The following is a 23,420-nucleotide window of genomic DNA, read 5'->3' as shown; positions in this document are numbered from 1 at the left end:
CCAGGTTCGGGCGCGCGGCAGCGCCCGCAGTGGCCAACAACTACGCGGCAATCCGCGAGTATTGTGAAGTGAGTCACACGCATGGTTTCGCGGGGCCTTTTCCGGCCCCGGACCCGGCTCAGCCCTGTGGAGCGAGCTGCACCAGCCCCGGGAATTTGGCGGTGAGATTATCTCCCGAGGAAACTCCGCGGAGGCGCCGGCTGACCCACGGACCGAGGTACTCACGGGCCCAGCGAGCGTCGTGCTTCAGGCGCTGGATCCGGTCGCGGGCCGGCAGGGTATCCAGCTCGGGAACATCCAGTGCGTCGGTGGCACGCAGCACCTCAAGGACCTTCTTCGCCGTCAGGATGTGGCCTGCCGGGGACATGTGAAGGCGGTCCACGTCCCAGTACCTCTCGTCCTGCAAAACCTTCAGGCGCCAGTAGTCCACCAGGATCGCTCCGCGTGCGTCCACGGCTTCGCGCACCAGCTCGTTGTAGAGTGCGGTACGTCCCCGCGTCCGGCCGAAAATGGGCGACTGGCCCGAGTCGAAACCCGTGAAGACCAGCACGGCCGCTCCGGAGGCCTGCAGACGGCCGATCGCGGAATCGTAGGCCTGGACAATGGCATCGATGTCCACCTTGGGGCGCAGGATGTCATTGCCGCCGGCATAGATGCTCACCAGCGTGGGTTCCAGTGCCAGTGCCGGTTCAATTTGCTCGTCGATGACCTGGCGCAGCTTTTTTCCGCGGATGGCCAGGTTGGCATAGCCCCAGGAGGGGTCGGCCAGGGTGAGCTGCTCCGCTACCCGGTCCGCCCAGCCGCGGACGCCGTTGGGGCGGGAGGAATCCCAGTCCCCCACACCTTCGGTAAAGGAATCTCCAAGGGCCACGTATCGCTGCGAGAAAGTCACCCCCACAGCCTACAAGCCGTTCTTCACGCCGGTGGCCCGGCAGCAGTCTAGACTCAGAGCCGGAACACTCCCATCTATCGAAGGGCATCATGTCCAGCCAGTCCCAGACGCAGGGCGCGGCAGAATCCGCTGCGCACTCCCCCGGTCGGCGCGCCGCCGTCGTTATCAACCCCACCAAGAAAACAGACGTGGACATCCGCGCACTGGTGGAGCAGGTCTGCGCCGGTGAAGGGTGGGCTGCGCCGCTGTGGCTGGAAACTGAGGCGGATGACCCCGGCCACGGCATGGCGAAGCAGGCGCTGGAAGAAGGTGCCGACGTCGTCATCGCCGCGGGGGGCGACGGCACCGTACGCTGCGTCGCCGCTGAGCTGGCCGGCACGGACACTCCCCTGGGACTGCTGCCGCTCGGCACCGGCAACCTGCTGGCCCGAAACCTGGACGTGCCGGTTGATGACCCGGAGGGTGCCATCCGCACGGCTCTGGCAGGGACCGAACGGCGCATTGACGTGGTCCACGTCAAGGTGGACGAGGCCGTGGACAGCGAAATCTTCCTGGTCATGGCCGGGCTCGGCTACGACGCCGTGATGATGGGGGACACCAATACTGCGCTCAAGGACCGCGTGGGATGGCTGGCCTACGTGGATGCCGGTATCCGCAACCTCCCCGGCAAGCCGGTGAAGACCATGATCTCGATTGACGGCGGCAAACCGTTCTCCCGGCGGCTCCGCAGCGTCATGGGCGGCAATTGCGGCAAGATCGTCGGCGGCCTGGAAGTCTTCCCCGGTGCCAAGATCGATGACGGCCTCCTGGACATCATGACCATGGCGCCGAAGGGCCGGCTCGGCTGGCTCTCCGTGGTGGCCGGGCTGCTGCGCCGCGGCAAGGGCCGGGGTACGGCCGTTGAGTACTTCCAGTGCCGCAGCGCCGATATCTGGGCGGACTCCCCGCAGGACTTCGAGATGGACGGAGACCACCTGGGCAGCGCAACGCGCCTGTCGCTGCGGGTTGATCCGAGCGCCCTGCGGATCCGCATGCCCCACGGAAAGAAAGACCCGGCGATCCTCACCAATCCGGAGCCCTAAGCTCCCGAAGACATAAGAAGGACAGCCCCCGGCTCATGCCGGGGGCTGTCTGTTGTGGCCTAGAGCCAGGTCATGGGATCGATGTATTCACCGTTGATGAGCACTTCGAAGTGCAGGTGGGGACCGGTGGAGTTTCCGGTGCTGCCAACTCCGCCGACTGCCTGGCCTTCCCCGACGGGCTGTCCGGGTTCAACCCGGATGTCGTTGAGATGGTTGTAGGTGGTCTGGGTTCCGTTCCCGTGGTCCACCACCACCCTGAGCCCACCGCCGCCGGTGGTGTGCCAGCCGGCTTCCGTGACCGTGCCTGCTCGGGCTGAGCGGACCTCGGTGCCCGTGACTCCGCGGAAATCGGTGCCGGTGTGCCACTCCTGGCCGGATCCGGTCATCGGGTTGATCCGCCACCCGAACGGTGAGGTGATCACCATTCCGTCCACCGGAACGGAAGGCTTGGCCGGTGGCTCTTCGGCAACGGGGGCGGTAGTGCCGGCGCCATCCTGGACCGGGGCGGTTGAGCCGGCGCCGTCCTCGACGGGAGCCTCTGCGGGCGGTTCCTCGTCAAGCTGACGGATGTTGACCAGCTGCCGTTCGGAAACCGTTTCGGGTGCTTCAAGGGTTGCGGCTTCGGCCACGCCGAAGACCATCCCGCTGAGCAGCAGGGAAGCGCCGGTTCCAAGCGCTGCCGTCTTGCGTGCGGGTGTGCTGTATGTCCGGGCACGCCGCAGGGCCTGCTGCAGCCCGGCGGAATCGAAAAGATGCTGACGGTCGCCTTCCGGCCCGGCATGCCGGCCGGGGGTACGGTACCGGGACGCGGTTTCGGTGATATACCGTCGGAAAGCGTCAGCCAGGTTCCGGGCGGTCTCGTTCAGTTTGGGGGTCACGCATACTCCACTGTGGATAGACAACAGTTCTGTCGGTACTGCGGTGCCTCTTGAGGGCGTGCGAGAGCCACGGAAAAGTGGAAGTGATTTCCTCCAGCTTAACGAAGCCCGTCTTGACAGTGGAGCTTTTGTGTCTAAACAAACAAGGGCGCGTGGCGGGGCCTACTGCCCGGCCGGCAGCGCCAATTCACACCAGGCGGGAAGCGGAAACCTAGGAAGCTTCGGCCCGTCCCTGCCGCCAGTAGCCCATGAAGGCCACCTGCTTGCGGTCGATTCCGGCTTCCCGGACCAGGTAGCGGCGCAGCCCCCGGACTACCGCCGCTTCGCCCGCAATCCAGGCATAGAACGGCAGCGCGCCGGCAGGCGTATTGGGGCTGGGAGAACCCTTGACGACGTCGGGGTCGAGCCGGGCGGGCGTTTCCCAGAGAATAACTGAATCGACGTCCACGTCTTCCAGTTCCGGCCGGCGGGCCGGAACAGGAGCAGCCGTTTCCGCGCGTTCAACCGTGGCGTAGCCCGGAACCGCGACGGCATCCCGTACCGCGGCTTCCAGCGCTTCGCCGTGAGGCCGGCCGTTGCGGGGGAGCCAGCTGATGCTCACCTTGGATGCCGTGGTGAGCTGCTGGACGTCTGCGGCGTCGGGAACTTCCAGCAGCGCGTGTCCGGTGAAGTCCTCCGGAAGGTTTTCGAGGATGGAGGCGATCGCCGGCACCGCGGTCTCGTCACCGGCCAGCAGCACGTGCTGGGCCAGTCCGGGACGCCATTCAATGCCACCGTAGGACTCCGCGGTGACGCAGTGCACTGCGTTGGGGCCGATGACCGTCACACGGTCCCCGGGCTTTGCCGCGGCCGCCCAGGTGGAAGCCGGGCCGCCGTCGCCGTCGGCATCGAAGTGCAGGACGAAGTCGACGTCGATCTCCGGCTCGGGCGCGGAGCAGCGGGAGGCCCGGACGGTGTACGTGCGCATCGAGCCGCGGGCCTGCGCATCCATGGCGAGCCAGTTCCGGTACCACCCGGCGTCGTCGCAGTCGATGGGAGGCAGCGGCGCCCGGGTGCCGTCAGCGGCCTGCGGCGGAATGACCAGCTTGATCCGGAGGTCGTCCGTGCAGCCCTGCACCCCGAATTCGCGCAGGCATTCCCCGCCGAAGGTGATGCGCTGGAAGTTGGCGCTGAGCCGCAAGACGTTCCGGACCTCGACGTCGAAGGCCAGTACAGCAGCATTCGCGCCCTGGCGCCGTGCCGGGGCAGCAGCCGCTGCCGTCGAGGTGGTGCGGATAGCGGTCATGAAGCTGCCTCCATTGGGTTGTGGTGCTCATGGCGGGAATCGTGCGGGTTGGGCAGGTAGCCCACGGCGGGGTTCTTCGCGGCCGGAGCCGGGCGGGAATGGTGGCGTCCCACCGGGACCACCATGGGCGTTCCGGATACCGGATCGGGGATGACGGCGGCTTCCAGGCCGAATACGTCCTGGACCAGTTCCTCGGTCACGACGTCGGCCGGAGCACCCTGGGCGGCGATGCAGCCGCCCTTCATGGCAATGAGGTGGTCTGCGTAGCGGGCCGCCAGGTTCAGGTCATGCAGGACTATCACCACGGTGGTGCCCGCGCGCCGGTTCAGGTCAGTAACCAGGTCCAGGACTTCCACCTGGTGGGTGACGTCCAGGAAGGTGGTGGGTTCGTCCAGGAGCAGGATGTCCGTCTGCTGGGCCAGTGCCATGGCGATCCAGACCCGCTGGCGCTGGCCGCCGGAGAGCTCGTCGATGTCGCGTCCAGCGAGCTCCAGCGTGCCGGTCGCTTCGAGGGCAGCGGCGACTGCGGCGTCGTCATCCGCGTTCCACTGGCGGAACCAGCCCTGGTGCGGGTAGCGGCCACGGCCCACGAGGTCCGCGACGGTGATGCCATCCGGCGCGTTCGGCGTCTGGGGCAGCAGGCCGAGGGTACGGGCTACTTCGCGGCTGGGCATTGAATTGATGTTCCGGCCGTTCAGTTCCACCACGCCGGAGGCAGGCTTCAACAGGCGCGCCAGGCCACGCAGGAGAGTGGACTTCCCGCAGGCGTTGGCACCGACGATCACGGTGATCTTCCCGGCGGGCAGCTCAACGGTAAGGCCGTCTACCACCGTCCGGTCTGCGTAGGAGAGCACCAGGTCCCGTGCCTCGAGCTTGTTCTGCATGCTTTAGCCTCCTCGGCCTACGCGGTTGGAGCTGACGAGCAGCCACAGCAGGAATGGCGCGCCCAGGGCGCCCGTCACAACGCCGACGGGCAGGGCACCCGGAAGCAGGTTGCCGGCCACGAAGTCGGCGGCCAGCAGGATGAGGGCACCGGTGAGGGCGGCCGCGGCCAGCGAGGCACGCCCGCCAATCAGCCGGCGGGAGATCGGGCCGGCCAGGAACGCCACAAAGGCCACGGGCCCCGCGGCTGCGGTCGCCACGGCAGCGAGTGCGACGCCGGTGAACAGCAGGCCGGCGCGGGTTCCTTCCACAGGCAGGCCCAGTCCGGCAGCGAAATCGTCCCCCAGTTCCAGCACGCGCAGGCGCCGGCCCAGCAGGACGGCGGCGGGGATCAACACCACCAGTGCGGCGGCAACGATGCCGGCACGCTCCCAGGACGCGGAGTTGAGGGACCCGGTCAGCCACACGAGCGACTCGGCTGCCGTGCGGACATCCGTGCGGGTGAGCAGGAAGTTCACCACCGCCTGGAGCACCGCCGCGAAGCCGATACCCATCAGGACAAGGCGTGCACCGGACGCTCCGCCGCGCCGGCTGAGCAGGTGCAGGGACACCGCGATTACGCAGGCCCCGGCGAGGGCAGCGAGGGAGACTCCGGCGCCGGTGGCACCAAAGACGACCATGGCCGTAACGGCTGCGGCGCTCGCTCCGTAGCTAATGCCGATGATGTCCGGGCTGGCCAGCGGGTTGCGGAGCATGGTCTGGAAAAGGTGTCCGGAGATTCCGAAGGCCGCGCCAATGAGGACGGCGGTCACGGCACGCGGCAGCTTGCTCTCCATAACGATGAACGAGGCGCCGGGGATCCTCTCCCCCGCCAGGATGCGCACAAAGTCAGGGATGGTCACGGTGTAGCTGCCGAGCAGCACGCCGGCGAAGAAGAGCACCACCACTGCGGCTGCAAGCGCAGCAAGTACCGCACGGCGGCGCCGCCCGCTGCGCCGGCGGACGTCCCGTACGGCTGCGGCGGCAGGCCGGTTCTCCTGCATCAGGGGTGCGGCGCTCACAGCTCGGCCAGCTTCCGCCGGCGGATGATCGCAATAAAGACGGGTGCGCCGATGACGGCGGTCATGATGCCAACCGGCACTTCGCCAGGGGGCAGGATGAGACGGCCGACGACGTCCGCCACCAGCAGCAGCACGGGCGCCAGCACTGCCGAGAGCACCAGGATCCATCGGTAGTCCGGCCCGGCCAGGCCGCGCACAAGGTGCGGAATGACCAGGCCGAGGAACGCGATGGGGCCGGCCGCCGCGGTTGCGGCACCGCAGAGCAGCACGACGCCAACTGCCATGACGCCGCGGGAAAGGGCGACGTTCTGGCCCAGGCCGCGCGCGACGTCGTCGCCCAGGCTCAGGCCGTTCAGCGCACGACCGGAGGCAAGCAGGATGGCTGCGCCCACGGCGAGGAACGGGATCAGCGGAAGCAGGACGTCCCAGCCGCGGCCGGAGACCGTGCCCACCTGCCAGAAGCGGAAGGTATTCAGGGTCTGCTGGCTCGAGACCAGCACGGCGGAGAGCAGGCTCGTCAGTCCCGCGGTGAGGGCCGCGCCGGCCAGTGCCAGCTTCACCGGGGTGGCCCCTTCCCTGCCCAGGGACGCGACGGCGTAAACCACCAGTGCGGCGAGGGCTGTGCCTGCGAGGGCGAACCACACATAGCCGGTAAAGGACGTAACGCCGAAAACGTAGATTGCGGTGACGACCGCGAAGGCCGCGCCCGCGTTGAGGCCCATGATTCCGGGGTCTGCGAGGGGGTTGCGGGTCATGCCCTGCAGCGCGGTTCCGGCAAGTCCGAGCGCGGCGCCGATGAGCAGCGCGGAGACGGTGCGCGGAAGCCGGCTCAGCACGACGGCGTGGTCACCGTTGGCGGGATCGGCGTTGACGAGGGCCTGCCAGACGGTGTCCAGGGAGAGCGGCCTGGCACCGAGCGCAACGGAGGCGAATGCGGCCACGGCCAAGATGCCGAGGGAGACTGCCAGAAGGAGCACCGGGGGCACCCGGCGGCCATTCTGCTGTGCGGGCCGGGAACCGGAGACGGGGGTGCTGAGCACGGCCGGTGAGGACACGGCGGCACCTCCTGAAGCCAGCGGTATAGGACTTAAGTAAGGCTAACCTACGGCTGGTCAGATTAAGAAACAGTTCTGTGCCGTATTACTCACCATGAGACACGCGAGAGGCCAGTTACGGCTCGTATGGACGTCCATAACAGCCGTGACTGGCCTCTCGCGGGTTCAGGAGTGAAGCAAAGCGAGTTACTCGGCGCCGTGGCCGGGGGCAACTTCCTCGCCGGGACGGACCGGTCCGGGAGCGGTTCCGTTACCGAACGGACGGCCGCCCAGCGCCTCCCGTCCGTGCTCGGTCAGCCAGACCGAGTTGTCAGGCCCCTTGGGCACGATCCCCGTGGGATTAATGTCCTCGTGGACGATGTAGTAGTGCTGCTTGATCTGCACGAAGTCCACGGTGTCGCCGAAGCCCGGAGTCTGGAACAGGTCCCGGGCGTAGCCCCACAGGTTCGGCATCTCGCTGAGCTTGTTCCGGTTGCACTTGAAATGGCCGTGGTAGACGGCGTCGAACCGAACCAGGGTGGTGAACAGCCGCACGTCGGCCTCGGTGATGGTGTCACCAATCAGGTACCGCTGCGTGGCCAGCCGGTCTTCCAGCCAGTCCATTGCCGTCCAGAGGCGGTCATAAGCGGCGTCGTACGCTTCCTGCGATCCGGCGAAACCGCAGCGGTACACACCGTTGTTCACCTCGGTGAAAACGCGCTTGTTGACCTCGCGCATCTCCTCAAGATGTTCGGCCGGCCACAGGTCCGGAGCGCCGTCGCGGTGGAAATCGACCCACTCGCTGCTGAAGTCCTCGGTGATCTGCGGGAAGTTGTTCGTCACCACGGCGCCGCTGGGGATATCGACGACGGCGGGAACGGTGATACCGCGGCTGTAGCCGGGGGTGCGGCGGAAGAAGGCCTCCTGCAGCCGCTCGATGCCCAGCACCGGGTCCTTGCCGTCCGGGTCAAGGTCGAAGGTCCAGCTCCGGGAGTCGTGCGTGGGACCGGGCATGCCCAAGGAGATCGCATCCTCCAGGCCCAGCAGCCGGCGCACGATGATGGTGCGGTTGGCCCACGGGCACGCGCGGGCCGCGATCAGCCGGTACCGGCCCGCTTCTACGGGGTAGCCATCACGGCCGTCTCGGGTGATGCGGGTTTCGATGTAGTTGGTGTCGCGGGTGTACTCCTGCCCGCCGGACACATAGGCCCCCTTGGTGCTGTACTCCGATGCTGCCTGGTCCGCTGCGTTCGCCATGGTCGCTCCGCCTTTCCTCACCGCTTGCCTGCTCTGGCCTCCAGCCTATCGCCCTGCCAGCCGGGCCGGTTGAGCTGTAGAGTCGGGAACCAACAGCAGTGCCGCAGCGGAACCGCGGGTTCGAAGAACGAAGGGACTTTCTTGATGCGTGTAGCCGTCCTTGGAGCAACCGGAAACGTTGGGACCGCCGTCCTGCGCAGACTGCAGGCAGCGCGGGCCGAACGTCCCGATGGCCTGGAGATCATCGGCGTCGCCCGCCGGATTCCGGAGCAGCGCACCGGCCCCTATGAGTCAGTGCAGTGGCACAGCATCGACGTCGCGTCACGGGCGGGAAGCGAAGAACTCACCGAGGTGCTGCGCGGCGTGGATGCGGTGATCCACCTGGTCTGGGCCATTCAGCCGAACCGTGATGAGGCGGAGCTGCACCGGATTAACGTGCGCGGTACGCAGAACATGCTCGCCGCCGCTGCGGAGGCCGGAGTGCGGCAGGTTGTCTGCGCGTCCTCCGTGGGCGCCTACTCCCCTGCCCCGAAGGACAGGCTCACGGACGAGTCCTGGCCGGCCCGCGGCATCGCCACTTCCCACTACAGCCGGCACAAGGGTGAGCAGGAAGAACTGCTGGACGAATTCGAGCGGCGCTTTCCGGAGATCCGGGTGGCACGGCTGCGTCCGGGACTGATTTTCCAGTCCGACGCCGGCAGTGAAATTGGCCGGTACTTCCTGGGCCCCCTGGTTCCCCGGTCCATCCTGAACAAACTCAGCCTGCCGATCATCCCGCTGCCCGCCGAGTTCTCCTTCCAGGTAGTCCACGCGGATGACATGGCGGACGCGTACTGGCGCGTCGTGGACCAGCGGGCGGAGGGTGCCTTCAACATTGCCTCCGATCCCGTCGTCACGCCCGAGCTGCTGGCCGGCATGCTGGGAGCTCGCAGGATCATTAACGTTCCCGTGCGTGTCATCCGTGCCATTGTGGGCCTCACCTGGGCCGCACATCTGCAGGCCACCGATCCGGGATGGATCGACATGGCTGCGGGAGCACCGCTAATGGACACCACCCGTGCCCGTGAGGTTCTTGGCTGGCAGCCGACCCGCACGTCCCTGCGGGCGTTCCAGGATGTGCTGGACGGACTGAGCGAGCAGGCCGGCGTACCGGCATCGCCGTTGCTGGGTCCCGGCCGCTGATCCGGCCTCCCGGCCTGCTGCGGCGGGCCGGGAGTTCCCGGTGCCTCCGGGACGTCTAGTAGCGTGGACCGAATGGTTTCTTCACACCCCTCGCCGCTGCCCACGCCGTCCAAACCCGCGCGGCCCGTCCGTTCCGGCGTCACCCACGCCGGCCGCGGCGCCCTCATTGGCCTGGTGGAACTTGTCCCCGGGGTCTCCGGCGGCACCGTTGCACTGGTCCTTGGCGTTTTCGACCGGCTGATCGCCTCGGCAAACCACTTCATCAGCGGCGCAGTGCACCTGGTGCTCCGGCGGGACCGGGCCGGCGCCGTCCGCAGGGCGTCCGGGGTGGAATGGAACCTGCTCCTCCCGCTGGCTGCCGGAATGTTCCTTGCCCTGATCTTCCTGTCCGGACCGCTGCATGCCTTCGTGGAGGGCCAGCCGAAGATCGCCAGCGGATTGTTCTTCGGCATGGTGGCGGCCAGCCTAGTTGTTCCGATCAGCATGGCCCGTGACGCCGCGCCGGCCGGACCGGCGACGGCGGCGGGCAGGCTGGCTGGTCCCGCGGTGGTGCTCGTGACAGCTGCCGCCGCGTTCGCGCTGCTCGGGATCCCCGCCCTGCAGATTGAGAACCACTCGTGGTGGGTCCTGGTCCTCAGCGGTGCGATAGCAGTCTGTGCGTTGGCGCTTCCGGGCCTGTCCGGGTCCTTCCTGCTGCTGACCTTTGGCATGTACGAGCCGACGCTGGAAGCCGTGAGCAACCGGGACCTGGGATACCTTGCCTTCTTCGCCGCCGGAGCGGTCATCGGCCTGGGGTCCTTTGTCCGCCTGCTGGGTTACCTGCTGCGGGTCCACCGCCGTGCCGTCCTGCTGGTGGCGACCGGCCTGATCCTGGGTTCCATCCGGGCGCTGTGGCCCTGGCAGGAAGACAGTGCCCTGCTGCCGCCCGATGATGCGTGGATGATGCCGCTCGCCGCCGCCCTTATCGGTGCCGCGGTGGTGCTGCTGCTGTGGTTCGCACAGTCCCGCGCCGAAGCGAAGAACCTTTCCGCCTAGCACCTGCGGCCTGGTTCCCGGCCCGCTGGAGCGGGCCGGGAAACCGCCTACAGGTCGTCGTCGTAGTCCTTGCCCGCGTGCTGCTGGCGCAGTTCCCGGCCCTGCTGGACGTCCTTTTCTTCTTGTTCCGCGCGCTTCTCGATCTGGCGGGTGTCCCGCGGAGGCAGCTGAATCGAATGCTCGGCCTGGATCCCGGCCTGCAGTTCCCGGCCGCGTTCCACCTCGGCGTCGAACTCGGCGCCAAAGAGCAGGGAAATATTCACCAGCCACAGCCACAGCAGCAGCACGATGACACCACCGATTGCACCATAGGTGGCGTTGTAGCTGCCGAACCGGCTGACATAGAAGGCGAACCCGAGCGTGGCAACGGCCATGACCACCAGCGCCAGGAAGGCACCCATGCTCATCCAGCGGAACTTGGGCTGCTTCACGTTGGGTGTGGCGTAGTACAGCACGGCAATCAGGATGACGGCGAAAATGACCATCACCGGCCACTTGGCGATGTTCCACACGGTCAGGGCCTGCCCGCCCATGCCGATCCAGTTGCCGATGCTTTCGGCGATCGGCCCGCTGACCACCAGCATAATCAGCAGGCAGGCCACGAGGAGGATCAGGATGAGGGTGACCAGCAGCTGGATGGGGCGCAGCTTCCAGATGGGCCGGCCCTCTTCGACTTCGTAGATCCGGTTCATCGCCCGCCCGAACGCGCCGGTGTAGCCGGAGGCGGACCAGAGGGCGCCCGCGAGACCAACGAACAGCGCCAGACCCGCTGCGGAGGAGGAAGTGAGCTGCTCGATCGGCCCCTCTAGCACCGTGACGGCTTCGGCCGGCGCGAAGGAGCGGACGTACTCCATCAGGGTGCTGGTGGTGCTCTCCGCCTGCCCCACAAGGCCCAGAATGGAAACCAGGGCCAGTAGCGCTGGGAACAGCGCGAGCACCGTGTAGTAGGTCAGGGACGCGGCCAGGTCGGTGCACTGGTCCTTGGAGAATTCCCGCGCTGTTTTCTTGAAGATATACATCCAGCTGGGCTTGGTGACTTCCGCTGGGGTGTCCGGCTTCGACGCCGTTCCGAGCGAACCTTCGCCCGACTGGTCAGATTTGTCCTGCTGAGCCATGGGGCCCCTCCTGGCATGCTCGAGTCCGGGTTACCCATGGTATTGCTAAGTAGACTTATGTCCAAGCAGCCTCACCGGGCTCACCAGGCCTTGTAATAGTCCTCCAGCTGCGCTTCCTCCTCCGGAGTAAGCGCGCCGTCGTGGTCCACGTCCGGGGAATCCTCGACCGCCTTGCGGGAATAGTTCACGTACAGGTCATCGTCGTCCCGGCGGGAGCCCTGCAGCGGCACGAAATACTGCCGGCCTTCAAAGAGCCCCAACGCCACCGTGATCCAGGCCGGCTGTCCCGTGGCCCGGTCCAGATGGACGTTGCCCACCAGCCCCAGCCGTTCGCCGTCCTTCGCCCACACATTCGAGCCCTGCAATTCGTGGATCACGTACTGGTCAACCATGGCCGCTGGCTCCTTCTCAGGGTGGTTCGCACAGCCTTTCCGGCTTCGCTGGCTACGCCGTGGGTATCATTCCAGCCCTAAGGCCCCCCGGGTTGTCAACACCTAGCGGTCCGTATGGTCATCCCGGTCTTCCCAGGTATCGCGGCCGGGACCGGCAAAACTGCGGTTGCGTTCCACCGCATCGATGCTGCCGGTGAACAGCTGCGACGTGCTGGTATCTTCGCCTCCGCCGCGGCGCTGCGGCTGCAGGCGCGGGGGCACCGCGTCCACGGCCGGCTGGCGCAGCTGCTCGAAGCGCTGCCGCGGCAGGGCCGCCGGGTGCTCATCCTGCAGGAAGGAAACCATTGACTCCCGGACCAGGCAGCGCAGGTCGAACAGGGTGCCCGAGTCCGGAGCTGAAACGAGGATGCGGACCCGAATGAGGCCCTGGATGGCATCGGTGATCTGGAGGACGCCGGTGCGTCCGTCCCAGAGATCCGTGCCGGCCAGGATGCGCTTCAACTCATCGCGCATTGCCGCCACCGGAGACTCCCAGTCCAGGTCCAGTTCAACGGTGCCGAGGATCGCGGACTGCTTGCGGGTCCAGTTCTCGAAGGGGGTGGAGGTGAAATAGGTGGAGGGCAGGATCAACCGCCGGTCATCCCAGATATGCACCACCACGTAGGTCATGGTGATTTCTTCGATGGTGCCCCACTGGCCCTCCACCACCACCACGTCATCCACGCGGATGGCATCGGTGAAGGCGAGCTGCAGGCCGGCAAAAACGTTTCCGAGGGTGCTTTGCACCGCAAGGCCGGCCACGATCGAGAGCAGGCCGGCGGAGGCCAGCAGGCCTGCGCCCAGGGCACGGACTTCCTCGATGGTCAGCAGCACGCAGGCTACGGCCACGGTGATGATCAGCGCGACGGCGACCCGGCGGCCCAGGATGACCTGCGTCTTCAGGCGCCGCAGCCGCCGGTTGTCCTTGGTGTCGGTGCTGTACTTCGTGAGGATGACGGCTTCGACGATCAGCAGTGCGACGACGGCGAGCCAGCCGATGGCAGCGATCAGCCCAATGACCAGCACGTAGTCCAGGGTGCCGTACCAGGACTCCCCGCGGGCCGTGGCTCCGAGGGCAATCCGGGTGCCGATCAGCGCGAGTACCAGCCGCAGCGGGTTCCGCCCCAGGGCGGTGACTTCGCGGATGTGCGGGACCTTCCGGAAAATCCGGGCAGCGGATCCGTGCACCACACGGGCGGCAATTAATGCGGCAGTGACGGCTAGAAGAACAGCGATCAGTGGCCGCAGCGGGTCCAGGGTGTCGAGGAATTCCTGCATGGGCCGATCATGGCAAACGTCCCGGGGGGCCTGTCCAATTCTGTGATTCCGGACGCAAAAGTGCCCCTCCGGACGAACCGGAGGGGCACCTGTGCGCGGAACGGTGTTACTTGACCTGCGCGGCGGCCTCGCCCAGCATCGGAACGAAGTTGTCCAGCGCGTAGGGGATGCTCAGCACGTTTGCGGCGGAGATGGACAGCGTGAGGGTGTTGTCCGAGTCCGCAACCAGTCCGCCGTTCTTGACGGCCGGAATCTGGCTCAGCAGCGGATCGGACACAATGGCTTCCTTGGCGGCGTCGTCCGCCACCCAGCTGACAAAGAGGTCGGCTTCGAGCTCATTGGCGCGCTCGGGAGACCAGGTCAGGTAGAACGCGTCGGAGGGAGCGTTCTCGTCCACCAGCGGAGCCTGGACCATGCCGAGTTCCTTCAGGAACTTGGGCCGGTTGTCCCCGGAGGTGTAGATCGAAATCTGGTCTGCACCAGCCGTGGTGTCCAGGTTGCCGTAGATGAAGCTGGTTCCTGCCAGTTCGGGGTATTCGGCGGCCTTATCCGTGATGGCCTGCTCGGTTTCCTCCACCAGCTTCGCTGCTTCGTCGCTCTTGCCCAGGGCTTCGCCGATCATCTCGGCGGAATCCTGCCAGGAGGTGTAGTACGGAGTCTCCGGGTAGGCGACCACCGGAGCGATGGCACTGAGCTTGTCATATTCTTCCTCGGTAATGCCTGAGTAGGCGGCAAGGATGACGTCTGGGGTGGTGGCAGCGATGGCATCGAAGTTGATGCCGTCAGTCTCGGAGTACTGGACCGGAGCGTTCTCCGATCCGATGGGTGCCCCCAGCTCTTCAAGTGCGTCGTCAATCCACGGGGTGGTGCCGTTCTCGTTGCCGCCCCACTCGTATTCCGGCATGCCCACGGGGACTACGCCCAGGGCCAGCGCGGTGTCGGTGTTCACCCAGGAAACAGTGGCGACTCGCTCCGGCACCTCATCGATGGTGGTTTCACCGAACGCGTGCTGGATCGTGACGGGGAACTGGTCGCTGGAGCCGGCAGAGCTTGCGCTGCCCGCATCCGAGGTGGACCCGGTGGAGCAGGCGGAAAGGGACAGCGCGGCAACGGCTGCGACGGCCGCAAGGCTGCGCATGCGGGACAGGGCCATTTGTGGGCTCCTTGATAGTGCAATGTGGACGGGGATGCCGGCGTTTTTTGTCCGGCAAGGTAAGGCTAACCTATTCGTCAGCTAAATACGCAAAACAGATGTGTCCTAATGGGTCACACTCAGGGCCGGGGACGCAGCAGCCGGCGCAGGTCAACCTTGGGATCAGCCAACGCGGCAGCGTCCACAGGCTTGCCCAGCGCAATCAGCCGCCGCGCGGCACGCATGGAGTTCCCGGCGTCTATTCCGGCTGCGCCGGCGAGCGTTCCATCCTCAGAGACGCGGAACACCATGTACCCCGGGCCGGGAAGTCCGCGCTCCACACTGGAACCGCTCCGGGTCATCGATCCCACTGCCTCGGCATGAATGCCATAACGGTCGGTCCAGAACCACGGCACGGCGGCTTCCGGGGGTTCCTGCCCCAGGATTCCGGCCGCGGCAGCCTGCCCGGACCGCACGGCTGCGTCCCAGTGCTCCGCTCGCCGCTCGAGGTGTCCGCCGCTCCGGAGGCGGACGGCGTCGCCCGCTGCGTAAGCACGGGGATGGCTGGTGCGCCCGGCGGAGTCCACCACAATTCCGTCATCAACCTCCAGACCTGCAGCTTCAGCGAGCGCAGTGTCCGGGACCATTCCCACCGCGGCCAGCACGGTATCCGCGGCCACCGCGGATCCGTCTTCCAGCAGCACAGCCAGCCCGGCGCCGTCGGGCACTACGTCCACAGGCAGGGCGGTAAGGGTTTCAACCCCGTTCCGGGCATGAAGTGAATGGAGGTAAGCGGCAGCTTCCGGCCCCATGGCCGGAACCAGCGGTACGGGCACAGGGTCAATGAGTACGACGGCGGTGCCGGCCGCGGCGGCCGTGGCCGCGACTTCAGCTCCGATGAGTCCGGCCCCTATGATGGCGAGGCGTTTTCCGGCACCCAGACGGCCGCGGAGGGCATCGGCATCTGCGCGCGTCCGCAGGGCATGGAGGAATTCCGCGCCGGGGACGGGCAACGTCCGTGCGGTGCCGCCGGTGGCCAGCAGCACAGCGTCGGCCTGGATCTCCTCCCCGCCGGCCAATACTACGGTTCCGGAATCCGGGTGCAGCTGCACGGCCGTCCCGGATACCACTTCCACGGCATTGGCTTGGTACCAGGAATCCTCGGCCAGGGCGGTGGCGGATCCGCCGGCCAGGTAGGCCTTGCTGAGCGGCGGACGGTCATAGGGCAGGCCGTCCGGATCGAGGAGCTGGATGCGTCCGGGGAAACCGCGCCGGCGTAGTTCGGCGGCAGCACTGAAGCCCGCCGGACCGGCCCCGATGATGGCTGCGGAGCGGGGCTGGGACATCCCCTAGGACCCGGCGGGGGCGACGCCCGGGTAGAGGATCACGTCCCCGTCCACGACCTCCACGCGGTGGGCAACGGCATTCACAGTGGCGGGAAGGCACAGGGCCTCACCGGTCTTGAGGCAGAAGCGCGCCGAGTGGACCGGGCACTCAACCTCGCCGTCTTCGATCCACCCTTCAGCCAGGGATGCTTCCTCATGCGTGCAGGTGTCATTGAGGGCGTAGAACCCGCCGTCGTCGCTATGGAAGACAGCTATGTCATCCGCTGTTCCGGTGGTGGTGGAGTCAACCGTGATGGCTTCGCCCTCATCGATGTCATCTGCTGCAGCTACGCGAATACCTTCACTCATGGCATCCACGTTACCGCGAGCCCAGCGCCCGAACTGAGCCGGCGCCTAGGCACCGGCGGGCCCTGCGGCTCCGTACTGGCGCTGTCCCTCCAGCTCGGAGATTAGTGAGATGAGCTCCTGGCGCAGTGCCGGCCGGAGTTCAGCCGTAAGGCTCTGGTCTTCCAGGCTGATTGCCTCTCCCAGCGCTTCGCGGCCGTACTCGGAAATGTGCACTGCACGCTTGGGCGCCTCGGCGCCGTCGCCCACTTCGTAGACGAGCCCCTGCGAGCGCATGCTCACCAGGGTGGTACCCAGTGTCTGCGCGGTCACCCGGAGCCTGCGTGCCAGTTCCGCCCGGCGCATCGGCCCAAAGTCCCGCAGGACCTTCAGAGCCGTGACCCGCTCCTGGGTCAGCCCCATGGCCCGCAGCCGGTTATCCATCTCCCGGCGCAGCATCCGGGCTGCCGTAGACAGCAGCCGGACCGCTTCCCAATCCCCCTCGTTCTGCATACCTCGGTTCCCCCTGAGTTAGCTGTGGCTGGTTTCCGATTTCCTCAGTGTACTTACTATCCAAACCGAAGCAGGGGGGTGGCTGTCAAGCTCGGCCGCCCTCAGGCCCCGGCATAGTCCTCGAATCGCGCCACGCACCCGGGCGCGCCGGAAATCCGCACCTGCGCGGCCGTTCGCCTTCCCATGGCATGCAGCGCCAGCTCGGTCACCGGGCCGGTGATGGTCACTGCCGGCTCGCCTTTGCGCACCGTCACCTGCTCTCCGCCGGGAACCTGCAGCACCACCCCCACGGGGCTGCGCCGGTACCCCAGGCGGGCCATCAGCGGCAGCCTGCGGCGCAGTTCGCGCAGCTCGCCCTCCGGCAGTTCCCGGGGTTCCGCATGGCCGGTTCCGCGGCGGATGTCTTCGTGGTGCACGAAAAACTCGAGGAGGTTGGCGGTGTCGCCGCCCCACCGCATTGGCGAGAAACCCCGGCTGCCGGCGGCGAACCGGTCAACGAGCTGCCGGTAACCGGTTTCCGTCGCGGCCTGGGCCACCAGCGGGTCCAAGCTGTGCTCCTGCCCCGGTTTGTCCCTCCGGACCACATGCCCTGCCATCGCCCACGGCCGTTCCTCCCGCACTATCAGGTGAGCGAGCAGCCTGCTCACGTTCCAGCCGTCGCAGAGCGTGGGTGCGTGCGGGTCAGCGGCGTGCAAAGTGCGGACCATGGCCCCGCGTTCGGTTTCCATCCATGCCATGCCCGGTACCCTACATGGCCGCCGTCCCGGCACCTGCAGAAGGGCGGTGTCGTGGATTGCCTACTGGCCGGTACCGGTTCTCCGGCTACCCCTTTACCGGCCAGTAGGAACGCGTAGCATGGCTGGCACAGCCAGCGGAGGCTGCATGGGGAGCGGCCCTGATCAGTTCAGAACTAGGGGAAAACCATGAGTTCAACTAATCTGCAGGATGCCCAAAACACCGGCGAGGATGATTCGGTCCGCCGGCTCCGGGAACGCAAGGTCAGCGAAAAGGACGCCCGCGACGTCGCAGAGGCGTCCCGTATCACCGACGAGCAGCGGCCCAGCTTCGCCAAGGGCATCTACCTGGGCGACTTCGATCTTTCCCTCATCCGCCCGCATCCCGCGCCGTCGCCCGGCGAAACAGCCCGTTCGGAGAAGTTCCTGGCGGACCTGACGGAGTATTGCGCCACCATGGACGGCCAGCTGATCGAGCGCACCGGGGTGATCCCGGACGAGTATCTGGCGGGCCTGGCCGAGCTGGGAGTCTTCGGCCTGAAGATTCCGCAGGAATACGGTGGCCTGGGACTCTCCCTGCTCTACTACGGCCGAGCCCTGATGATCCTGGGTACGGTCCATCCCAGCCTGGGCGCCCTCGTCTCGGCAGACCTCTCGATCGGCGTCCCTGAGCCCGTGAAGGTCTTCGGCAGTGAAGAGCAGCGGCGGGAGTACCTGCCGCGCTGCGCCGCCGGGGCAATCACGGCTTTCCTCCTCACCGAACCGGACGTCGGATCGGACCCGGCCCGCATGCGCACCACGGCCGTTCCCACTGAAGACGGCAGCGAATACGTACTGGACGGCGTGAAGCTCTGGACCACCAACGGCGTCATCGCCGAACTGGTGGTGGTGATGGCCGCTGTTCCTCCGCACGACGGCCAGAAGGGCGGGATCAGTGCATTCATCGTGGAGATGGATTCGCCGGGGATCAGTGTCGAGAACCGTAATAACTTCATGGGCCTGCGGGGCATCGAGAACGGCGTGACCCGGCTGCAGGGCGTCCGGGTTCCGGCGGCAAACCGGGTGGGCAGCGAAGGCCAGGGCCTCAAGATCGCATTGACCACCCTGAACACCGGGCGGCTTTCAATTCCGGCCATGTGCGCAGCCGGCGGCAAGTGGTCGCTGAAGATCGCCAGGGGGTGGTCGAACGCCCGTGAACAGTGGGGCCGCCCGATCGGCCGGCACGAGGCGGTGGGAAAGAAGCTGGCGTTCATCGCGGCCACCACCTTCGCCCTGGAGTCCGTCTTTGAACTCTCCGCGGAGATGGCCGACGCCGGAACCAAGGACATCCGGATCGAGGCCGCACTGGCCAAGCTGTGGGCGAGCGAAATGGCCTACGACATTGCGGATGAGCTGGTCCAGGTCCGCGGCGGGCGCGGGTTCGAGACCGCTGCATCGCTGGCTGCCCGCGGGGAGCGGGCGGTCGCCGCGGAGCAGCAGCTGCGGGACCTGCGGATCAACCGGGTCTTCGAGGGGTCCACGGAAATCATGCACCTGCTCATCGCCCGCGAAGCCGTGGATTCGCACCTCAAGGCTGCCGGGGACCTCGCGGTGGCCGACGCACCGCTGTCCAGCAAGGTGAGGGCCGGCGCGAAGGCCAGCGGCTTCTACGGTAAGTGGCTGCCCACCCTTGCGGTGGGCAGCGGCAACGTCCCGACGTCGTACGCCGAGTTCGGACCCCTGGCCAAGCACCTGCGCTACGCCGAGCGCGCTTCCCGGAAGCTGGCACGCTCCACCTTCTACGGCATGGCCCGCTGGCAGGCCGGGCTAGAGCACCACCAGGCGTTCCTGGGCCGGATCGTGGACATCGGCGCGGAGCTGTTCGCTATGTCCGCGTCCTGCATGAAGGCAGAAACCATCCGGCGGCGGGATGCCTCCGAAGGCGCCGGAGCGTACGAGCTGGCCGACGCTTTCTGCGCCCAGTCGCGGGTGCGGGTGGATGCCCTCTTTGCCGAGCTGTGGAGCAACTCTGATGCCGAGGACCACAGGCTTTCAAAGAAGGTCCTGGACGGCCGGTACACCTGGCTGGAGGAGGGCGTGCTGGACCAGTCGGAGGGAACCGGACCGTGGATCTCCCCCACGGCGTCCGACGGCGAACCCAAGGAGAACCTGCACCGCAAGTACCGCTGAGCGGAGCGCCTGCCCCGGAACCGTGTCCGGGGCAGGCGTGCGCGCCTGGCCGTTTTAGCGGCTTGAGGCGCGCGGTGCTCCGATTCCGGGGTCTATCTGGAAGGGTCCGGATGCCGAGGGCCGCACGTCGAAGTCGAAGATCGACGTCGGAATGTAGACGGTGGAGCAGGAGTTGGGAATGTCGACGACGCCGGAGAGCCTGCCTTCGATCGGCGCGGCACCCAGCAGCAGGTACGCCTGCTCCGGGCTGTAGCCGAACTTGGTCAGGTAATCGATCGCGTGCAGGCAGGCCCGCTGGTAGGACAGGTGCGAGTCGAGGTAGCGCTGCTCGCCGTCGAGAGTCACCGACGTTCCGGAGAACGCGATCCATTCGCTGAACTGCGGGTCTACGTTGCCGGGCATGAAGATGGCGTTCTCCTGCACTCCGTACGTGTCCATGCCGTCCTTGATGATGTCCACGCGCAGGTCGATGAAGCCGCCCATCTCGATGGCGCCGCAGAAGGTTATCTCACCGTCTCCCTGGGAGAAGTGCAGGTCCCCCACGGAGAGATTGGCGCCGTCCACGAACACCGGGTAGAAGATCCTCGAGCCCTTGGAGAGGTTCTTGATGTCCTGGTTGCCGCCGTTCTCCCGCGGGGGCGCGGTACGTGCCGCTTCGCCGCCCACGCGTGCCCATTCCTCCCGCGGCAGCCCGCCGAGGACGGCATGTTCGGCTTCCGGCGGCAGGGCCAGCGGCGGCACCCGGTGCGGGTCCGTGGCGATGAGGTCCCCCTCGCGCTTGTTCCACTTGGCCAGCAGCGCCGCGGACGGCGCCGTTCCCATCAGGCCGGGGTGGATCAGCCCGGTAAAGGAGACGCCGGGGACGTGGCGAGAGGTGGCCGTCTGGCCGTTGAAGTCCCAAATAGCCTTATAGGCGTCCGGGAACTGGTCCGTGAGGAAGCCGCCGCCGTTTTCCTTGGCGAAGATGCCGGTGTAGCCCCAGCCCTGTCCCGCCAGCGGGCCTGAATCCTCCTGCGGAATAGGCCCCACGTCCAGAATGTCCACTACCAGCAGGTCACCGGGCTTGGCGCCCTCCACTGCGAAGGGACCGCTGAGCTTGTGCACGGTCAGCAGCGGGGCGTTGAGGATGTCCTCGGCGGAATCATCGTTGACAATCGCGCCGTCAAACCATTCCCGGCAATCCACCCGGAAGGATTCGCCCGGTTTTACGACGGCGACCGGAGGGATCTCCGGGTGCCACCGGTTATGTCCCAGCTTGTCCTGGTCTTCGAATTTTCTGGCCGAGTCGAGTGGAAACAGGTTTTTTGGCACCATTCCTCCTTGTGGACATTCTTCAATCGGGGCGGGGAAGCTTCCGGTGGAGCGGATTCCGGGTAATCCCGGAAGACGGGAGCCGCCCGCCCGGGGAGGAAACGACGGCAGGAACAGACGCGCTGCGGGCCGTACTCTCGATGAGTTTGTAGGCGCTGGAGGACGCGCGTGACAGGTTAGGGGCGGTGAATCTCCGTGGTGCCGGGGCCCCGCAGTCCGGGCATGGTTCCGCATCCCGGACGCTGCCCATGGGTGACTGGACCTCAAAGACCGAGCAGTCCGTGCACCGGTACGCGTACAGCGGCATTAGTCACCTCTCTGCGGGCATTTCTTCCGGGCCCGGTTCCGTTTACGGATACATTCCAGAAATTCTGGAACCCGGGCCTGAATAGTTTTCGAAAAACCAAACGGCGATTGTTTCACACCCTAATGACGGCTCCTCATGAAGGTCAATGGTTCGTGCTGCCCGGCACTTTTGCCGAGTGCTGCGGTGGAACCTGTACGAGCCTTGACACCTCCCGGAGGCCGGCGCAGACTCGGGCCCTCCGGCAGCCGAGTCCGGACGGCGAACAGCGAAGGGGATGCCCGTGAGTACCTATCCGGTACCGGCAGCAGGCGGTCCTGGCCGCCTGGCGGGGAGGAGGGCAGTAGTCACCGCGTCCAGCCGCGGTATTGGGCTGGCCATAGCGCACCGTTTTGTGGACGAAGGTGCCCGCGTGCTGATCACCGGCAGGGACGCGGCTGCGCTTGGCGAAGCAGCCGCGGGATTCCCGGAGGGAACGGTGCTGGCCGTCTCCGGCAACGCGTCGGATCCGCTGCACCAACGGGCCGTGCTGGACGCGGCAGCCGACGGGCTGGGAGGCCTCGACATCCTCGTGAACTGTGCCGGGACCAACCCCGTCTACGGTCCGCTGCTGGACCTGGATCTGGACGCGGCGCGGAAGATCCTGGAGACGAACCTGCTTACCGCCCTGGCCTGGGTGCAGTCAGCCTGCCGCCATCCGGCCGCCGGATTTCTCGGCGGCGGAGCGTCGGTGGTGAACCTCTCCTCGGTGAGCGCGCGGACTGCGGCGAGGGGGATCGCGTTCTATGGCATCAGCAAGGCCGCATTGGAGCACCTCACCCGGTCCCTCGCCGTCGAGCTGGCACCGGCGGTGCGCGTGAATGCGCTGGCACCCGCCGTCGTCCGGACGCGCTTCTCCCAGGCCCTCTATGAGGGGCGTGAGGAGAAGGCTGCGGCCGCCTATCCGCTTGAACGGCTGGGCACCCCGGAGGACGTCGCGGCGGGAGCAGCGTTCCTGGCTTCCGACGACGCGGCGTGGATCACGGGCCAGGTGCTGACGCTCGACGGCGGACTGCTGGGCGGCGGTTAGCCTTCCCGCGGCAGCCGGTTACGGGACGATGACGGCGCGGCCCAGCAGCTGGTTGTTCTTCAGCTTCTCGTACGCAGACGGTGCATCATCGAGCGAGAAGACCTCGGTGTGCACCCTGATGTTTCCGCTCCGGGCGAGGTCCAGGACTTCGAACAGCTCGGAGCGCGAACCCCAGTACGGTGAGCGCACGGAGACGTCCCACGCCGCACCGGAGACCAGCCCCATCTTCAGGTTTCCGGCGCCGGCGCCCAGGAGCACGTGGTCGCCCTGGTGGCGCACCATGGCCTGGCCCAGGTCCAGGGTGGCCTGGTTGGCTACGAAGTCGAAGACGGCGTCTACACCCAGGCCGTTGGTCAGATCGCTGACCATGGTCGCGGCGCCGGCCTCGGACGGGAAGGTGTACTGCGCGCCGACGTCGCTGGCCAGGTTCAGTTTTGCCTCGTCGATGTCCAGCGCAACCACCGTGGCGCTGGTAAGTGCCCGCAGGATCTGGATGGCCACGTGGCCAAGCCCGCCAACGCCAATCACAACCGCAGTGGCCCCCGAGTGCAGCTTCTCCAGGGATCCCTTAATCCCGTGGTACGGGGTGAGGCCGGCGTCGGTGAGGGAAACGTTCCTGACCGGATCCAGGTCCCCCAGCGGCACCAGATGCCGGGCACTGTCCACAATCATGTATTCCGCCATGGAGCCCGGTGCACCCAGCCCGGGAGGAGTGATGCCGTACGTGCCCGCGTTCCGGCAGTAGTTTTCCCGGCCGGAGGAGCATTCGTAGCAGAGGCCGCATCCCCACGGTCCGTAGACGGCCATTGACTGGCCCTCCTCGATGTACTTCACCCCCTCGCCTATCTTGTCCACGATCCCTGCACCCTCATGGCCGAGGGTCAGCGGCAGCCCGTAGACATACTCGCTTTCAGGGAGGGACATGATGTATTCGTCGGAGTGGCACACTCCGGCGGCCGTGACCTTGAGCCGCACCTGTCCCGGCCCGGGCTCCGGGGTGTCGATTTCCACTACTTCGGGGGCTTGGCCAATGCTGCGGTATTGAAGGGCCTTCATGGCATGCTCCTGTCTCCGCACCGGCAGATCCTGCCCGCACGGGTGGATGG

Annotated in this window: 23 protein-coding genes; 5 read left to right on the top strand and 18 right to left on the bottom strand. The window is 66.8% G+C overall.

The annotated features are described in order from the left end of the window. Nucleotides 1-118 precede the first annotated feature (118 nt). Entirely contained in the window at nt 119-892 is a 774-nt protein-coding gene (locus ACSLGO_RS00400; RefSeq protein ID WP_091601719.1) for an SGNH/GDSL hydrolase family protein, read from the bottom strand. A gap of 89 nt (nt 893-981) precedes the next feature. Here ACSLGO_RS00400 and ACSLGO_RS00395 point away from each other — a divergent pair, with 89 nt between their 5' ends. Beyond that, the gene (locus tag ACSLGO_RS00395; RefSeq protein WP_091601716.1) at nt 982-1,974 is read left to right on the top strand and encodes a diacylglycerol/lipid kinase family protein; all 993 of its coding nucleotides are present in this window, start codon (nt 982-984) and stop codon (nt 1,972-1,974) included. Between the two features lie 59 nt (nt 1,975-2,033). On the opposite strand, the gene ACSLGO_RS00390 is transcribed toward ACSLGO_RS00395, so the two are convergent. The 6 genes from ACSLGO_RS00390 to ACSLGO_RS00365 form a co-directional block, all read right to left on the bottom strand. Then, nucleotides 2,034-2,852, bottom strand: a complete 819-nt coding sequence (locus ACSLGO_RS00390) for a M23 family metallopeptidase (RefSeq protein ID WP_226802324.1) — start codon at nt 2,850-2,852, stop codon at nt 2,034-2,036. 211 nt (nt 2,853-3,063) lie between these two features. Beyond that, nucleotides 3,064-4,137 (bottom strand): siderophore-interacting protein, encoded by a 1,074-nt coding sequence (locus ACSLGO_RS00385; RefSeq protein WP_436399689.1) that lies wholly within the window; start codon nt 4,135-4,137, stop codon nt 3,064-3,066. Continuing rightward, entirely contained in the window at nt 4,134-5,021 is an 888-nt protein-coding gene (locus tag ACSLGO_RS00380) for an ABC transporter ATP-binding protein (RefSeq protein ID WP_091601710.1), read from the bottom strand. Before ACSLGO_RS00380 ends, ACSLGO_RS00385 begins: the two co-directional genes overlap by 4 nt. 3 nt (nt 5,022-5,024) lie before the next feature. Then, nucleotides 5,025-6,062: a FecCD family ABC transporter permease gene (locus tag ACSLGO_RS00375; RefSeq protein ID WP_091602206.1), complete on the bottom strand. Its 1,038-nt coding sequence runs from the start codon at nt 6,060-6,062 to the stop codon at nt 5,025-5,027. A 14-nt stretch (nt 6,063-6,076) separates the two neighbouring features. Then, a complete protein-coding gene (locus ACSLGO_RS00370) occupies nt 6,077-7,048 on the bottom strand; it encodes a FecCD family ABC transporter permease (RefSeq protein ID WP_091602203.1) in 972 nt (323 codons plus the stop codon). 273 nt (nt 7,049-7,321) lie between these two features. Continuing rightward, the gene (locus ACSLGO_RS00365) at nt 7,322-8,371 is read right to left on the bottom strand and encodes a glutathione S-transferase family protein (protein ID WP_277664629.1); all 1,050 of its coding nucleotides are present in this window, start codon (nt 8,369-8,371) and stop codon (nt 7,322-7,324) included. A gap of 144 nt (nt 8,372-8,515) precedes the next feature. Here ACSLGO_RS00365 and ACSLGO_RS00360 point away from each other — a divergent pair, with 144 nt between their 5' ends. Together ACSLGO_RS00360 and ACSLGO_RS00355 are read left to right on the top strand one after the other, a co-directional pair. Beyond that, nucleotides 8,516-9,553 carry an NAD-dependent epimerase/dehydratase family protein gene (locus ACSLGO_RS00360; RefSeq protein ID WP_436399688.1) on the top strand — a complete coding sequence of 346 codons (1,038 nt, stop codon included), beginning with the start codon at nt 8,516-8,518 and terminating at the stop codon, nt 9,551-9,553. Between the two features lie 72 nt (nt 9,554-9,625). Then, the gene (locus ACSLGO_RS00355) at nt 9,626-10,588 is read left to right on the top strand and encodes a DUF368 domain-containing protein (protein ID WP_091601701.1); all 963 of its coding nucleotides are present in this window, start codon (nt 9,626-9,628) and stop codon (nt 10,586-10,588) included. A gap of 47 nt (nt 10,589-10,635) precedes the next feature. Here ACSLGO_RS00355 and ACSLGO_RS00350 read toward each other — a convergent pair whose 3' ends face one another. From ACSLGO_RS00350 to ACSLGO_RS00315, 8 genes are all read right to left on the bottom strand, one after another. Further along, a complete protein-coding gene (locus ACSLGO_RS00350; protein ID WP_091601698.1) occupies nt 10,636-11,703 on the bottom strand; it encodes a YihY/virulence factor BrkB family protein in 1,068 nt (355 codons plus the stop codon). An 80-nt stretch (nt 11,704-11,783) separates the two neighbouring features. Further along, nucleotides 11,784-12,095, bottom strand: a complete 312-nt coding sequence (locus ACSLGO_RS00345) for a PRC-barrel domain-containing protein (RefSeq protein WP_436399687.1) — start codon at nt 12,093-12,095, stop codon at nt 11,784-11,786. 102 nt (nt 12,096-12,197) lie between these two features. Next, the gene (locus ACSLGO_RS00340) at nt 12,198-13,412 is read right to left on the bottom strand and encodes a mechanosensitive ion channel family protein (RefSeq protein ID WP_436399686.1); all 1,215 of its coding nucleotides are present in this window, start codon (nt 13,410-13,412) and stop codon (nt 12,198-12,200) included. Nucleotides 13,413-13,518: 106 nt separating this feature from the next. Beyond that, entirely contained in the window at nt 13,519-14,565 is a 1,047-nt protein-coding gene (locus tag ACSLGO_RS00335; RefSeq protein ID WP_152273865.1) for an iron-siderophore ABC transporter substrate-binding protein, read from the bottom strand. Nucleotides 14,566-14,684: 119 nt separating this feature from the next. Next, a complete protein-coding gene (locus tag ACSLGO_RS00330; RefSeq protein ID WP_152273866.1) occupies nt 14,685-15,890 on the bottom strand; it encodes an NAD(P)/FAD-dependent oxidoreductase in 1,206 nt (401 codons plus the stop codon). A 3-nt stretch (nt 15,891-15,893) separates the two neighbouring features. After that, nucleotides 15,894-16,238, bottom strand: a complete 345-nt coding sequence (locus ACSLGO_RS00325) for a bifunctional 3-phenylpropionate/cinnamic acid dioxygenase ferredoxin subunit (RefSeq protein WP_091601682.1) — start codon at nt 16,236-16,238, stop codon at nt 15,894-15,896. A 45-nt stretch (nt 16,239-16,283) separates the two neighbouring features. After that, a complete protein-coding gene (locus tag ACSLGO_RS00320; protein ID WP_263127680.1) occupies nt 16,284-16,727 on the bottom strand; it encodes a MarR family winged helix-turn-helix transcriptional regulator in 444 nt (147 codons plus the stop codon). Between the two features lie 101 nt (nt 16,728-16,828). After that, complete coding sequence (locus tag ACSLGO_RS00315; protein WP_436399685.1) at nt 16,829-17,464, bottom strand: TIGR03085 family metal-binding protein; 636 nt, start codon at nt 17,462-17,464, stop codon at nt 16,829-16,831. 186 nt (nt 17,465-17,650) lie between these two features. Here ACSLGO_RS00315 and ACSLGO_RS00310 point away from each other — a divergent pair, with 186 nt between their 5' ends. Beyond that, the gene (locus ACSLGO_RS00310) at nt 17,651-19,630 is read left to right on the top strand and encodes an acyl-CoA dehydrogenase family protein (protein ID WP_325785969.1); all 1,980 of its coding nucleotides are present in this window, start codon (nt 17,651-17,653) and stop codon (nt 19,628-19,630) included. Between the two features lie 54 nt (nt 19,631-19,684). On the opposite strand, the gene fmdA is transcribed toward ACSLGO_RS00310, so the two are convergent. Together fmdA and ACSLGO_RS00300 are read right to left on the bottom strand one after the other, a co-directional pair. Continuing rightward, nucleotides 19,685-20,941: a formamidase gene (gene fmdA / locus ACSLGO_RS00305; protein WP_091602200.1), complete on the bottom strand. Its 1,257-nt coding sequence runs from the start codon at nt 20,939-20,941 to the stop codon at nt 19,685-19,687. Nucleotides 20,942-20,963: 22 nt separating this feature from the next. Next, nucleotides 20,964-21,248, bottom strand: coding sequence for an FmdB family zinc ribbon protein (locus ACSLGO_RS00300; protein ID WP_091601670.1), 285 nt, complete (start codon nt 21,246-21,248; stop codon nt 20,964-20,966). A 280-nt stretch (nt 21,249-21,528) separates the two neighbouring features. Here ACSLGO_RS00300 and ACSLGO_RS00295 point away from each other — a divergent pair, with 280 nt between their 5' ends. Then, a complete protein-coding gene (locus ACSLGO_RS00295) occupies nt 21,529-22,314 on the top strand; it encodes an SDR family oxidoreductase (protein WP_386917147.1) in 786 nt (261 codons plus the stop codon). 18 nt (nt 22,315-22,332) lie between these two features. On the opposite strand, the gene ACSLGO_RS00290 is transcribed toward ACSLGO_RS00295, so the two are convergent. Then, the gene (locus ACSLGO_RS00290) at nt 22,333-23,370 is read right to left on the bottom strand and encodes an NAD(P)-dependent alcohol dehydrogenase (protein WP_152273870.1); all 1,038 of its coding nucleotides are present in this window, start codon (nt 23,368-23,370) and stop codon (nt 22,333-22,335) included. Between the last annotated feature and the right edge of the window lie 50 nt (nt 23,371-23,420).

Origin of the sequence: Arthrobacter sp. IK3 (assembly GCF_051337705.1) — a bacterium.
Lineage (GTDB): Bacteria > Actinomycetota > Actinomycetes > Actinomycetales > Micrococcaceae > Arthrobacter_B > Arthrobacter_B koreensis.
Note: the sequence above shows the minus strand (reverse complement) of the source record. Positions and strands in the feature narration are given on the sequence as shown.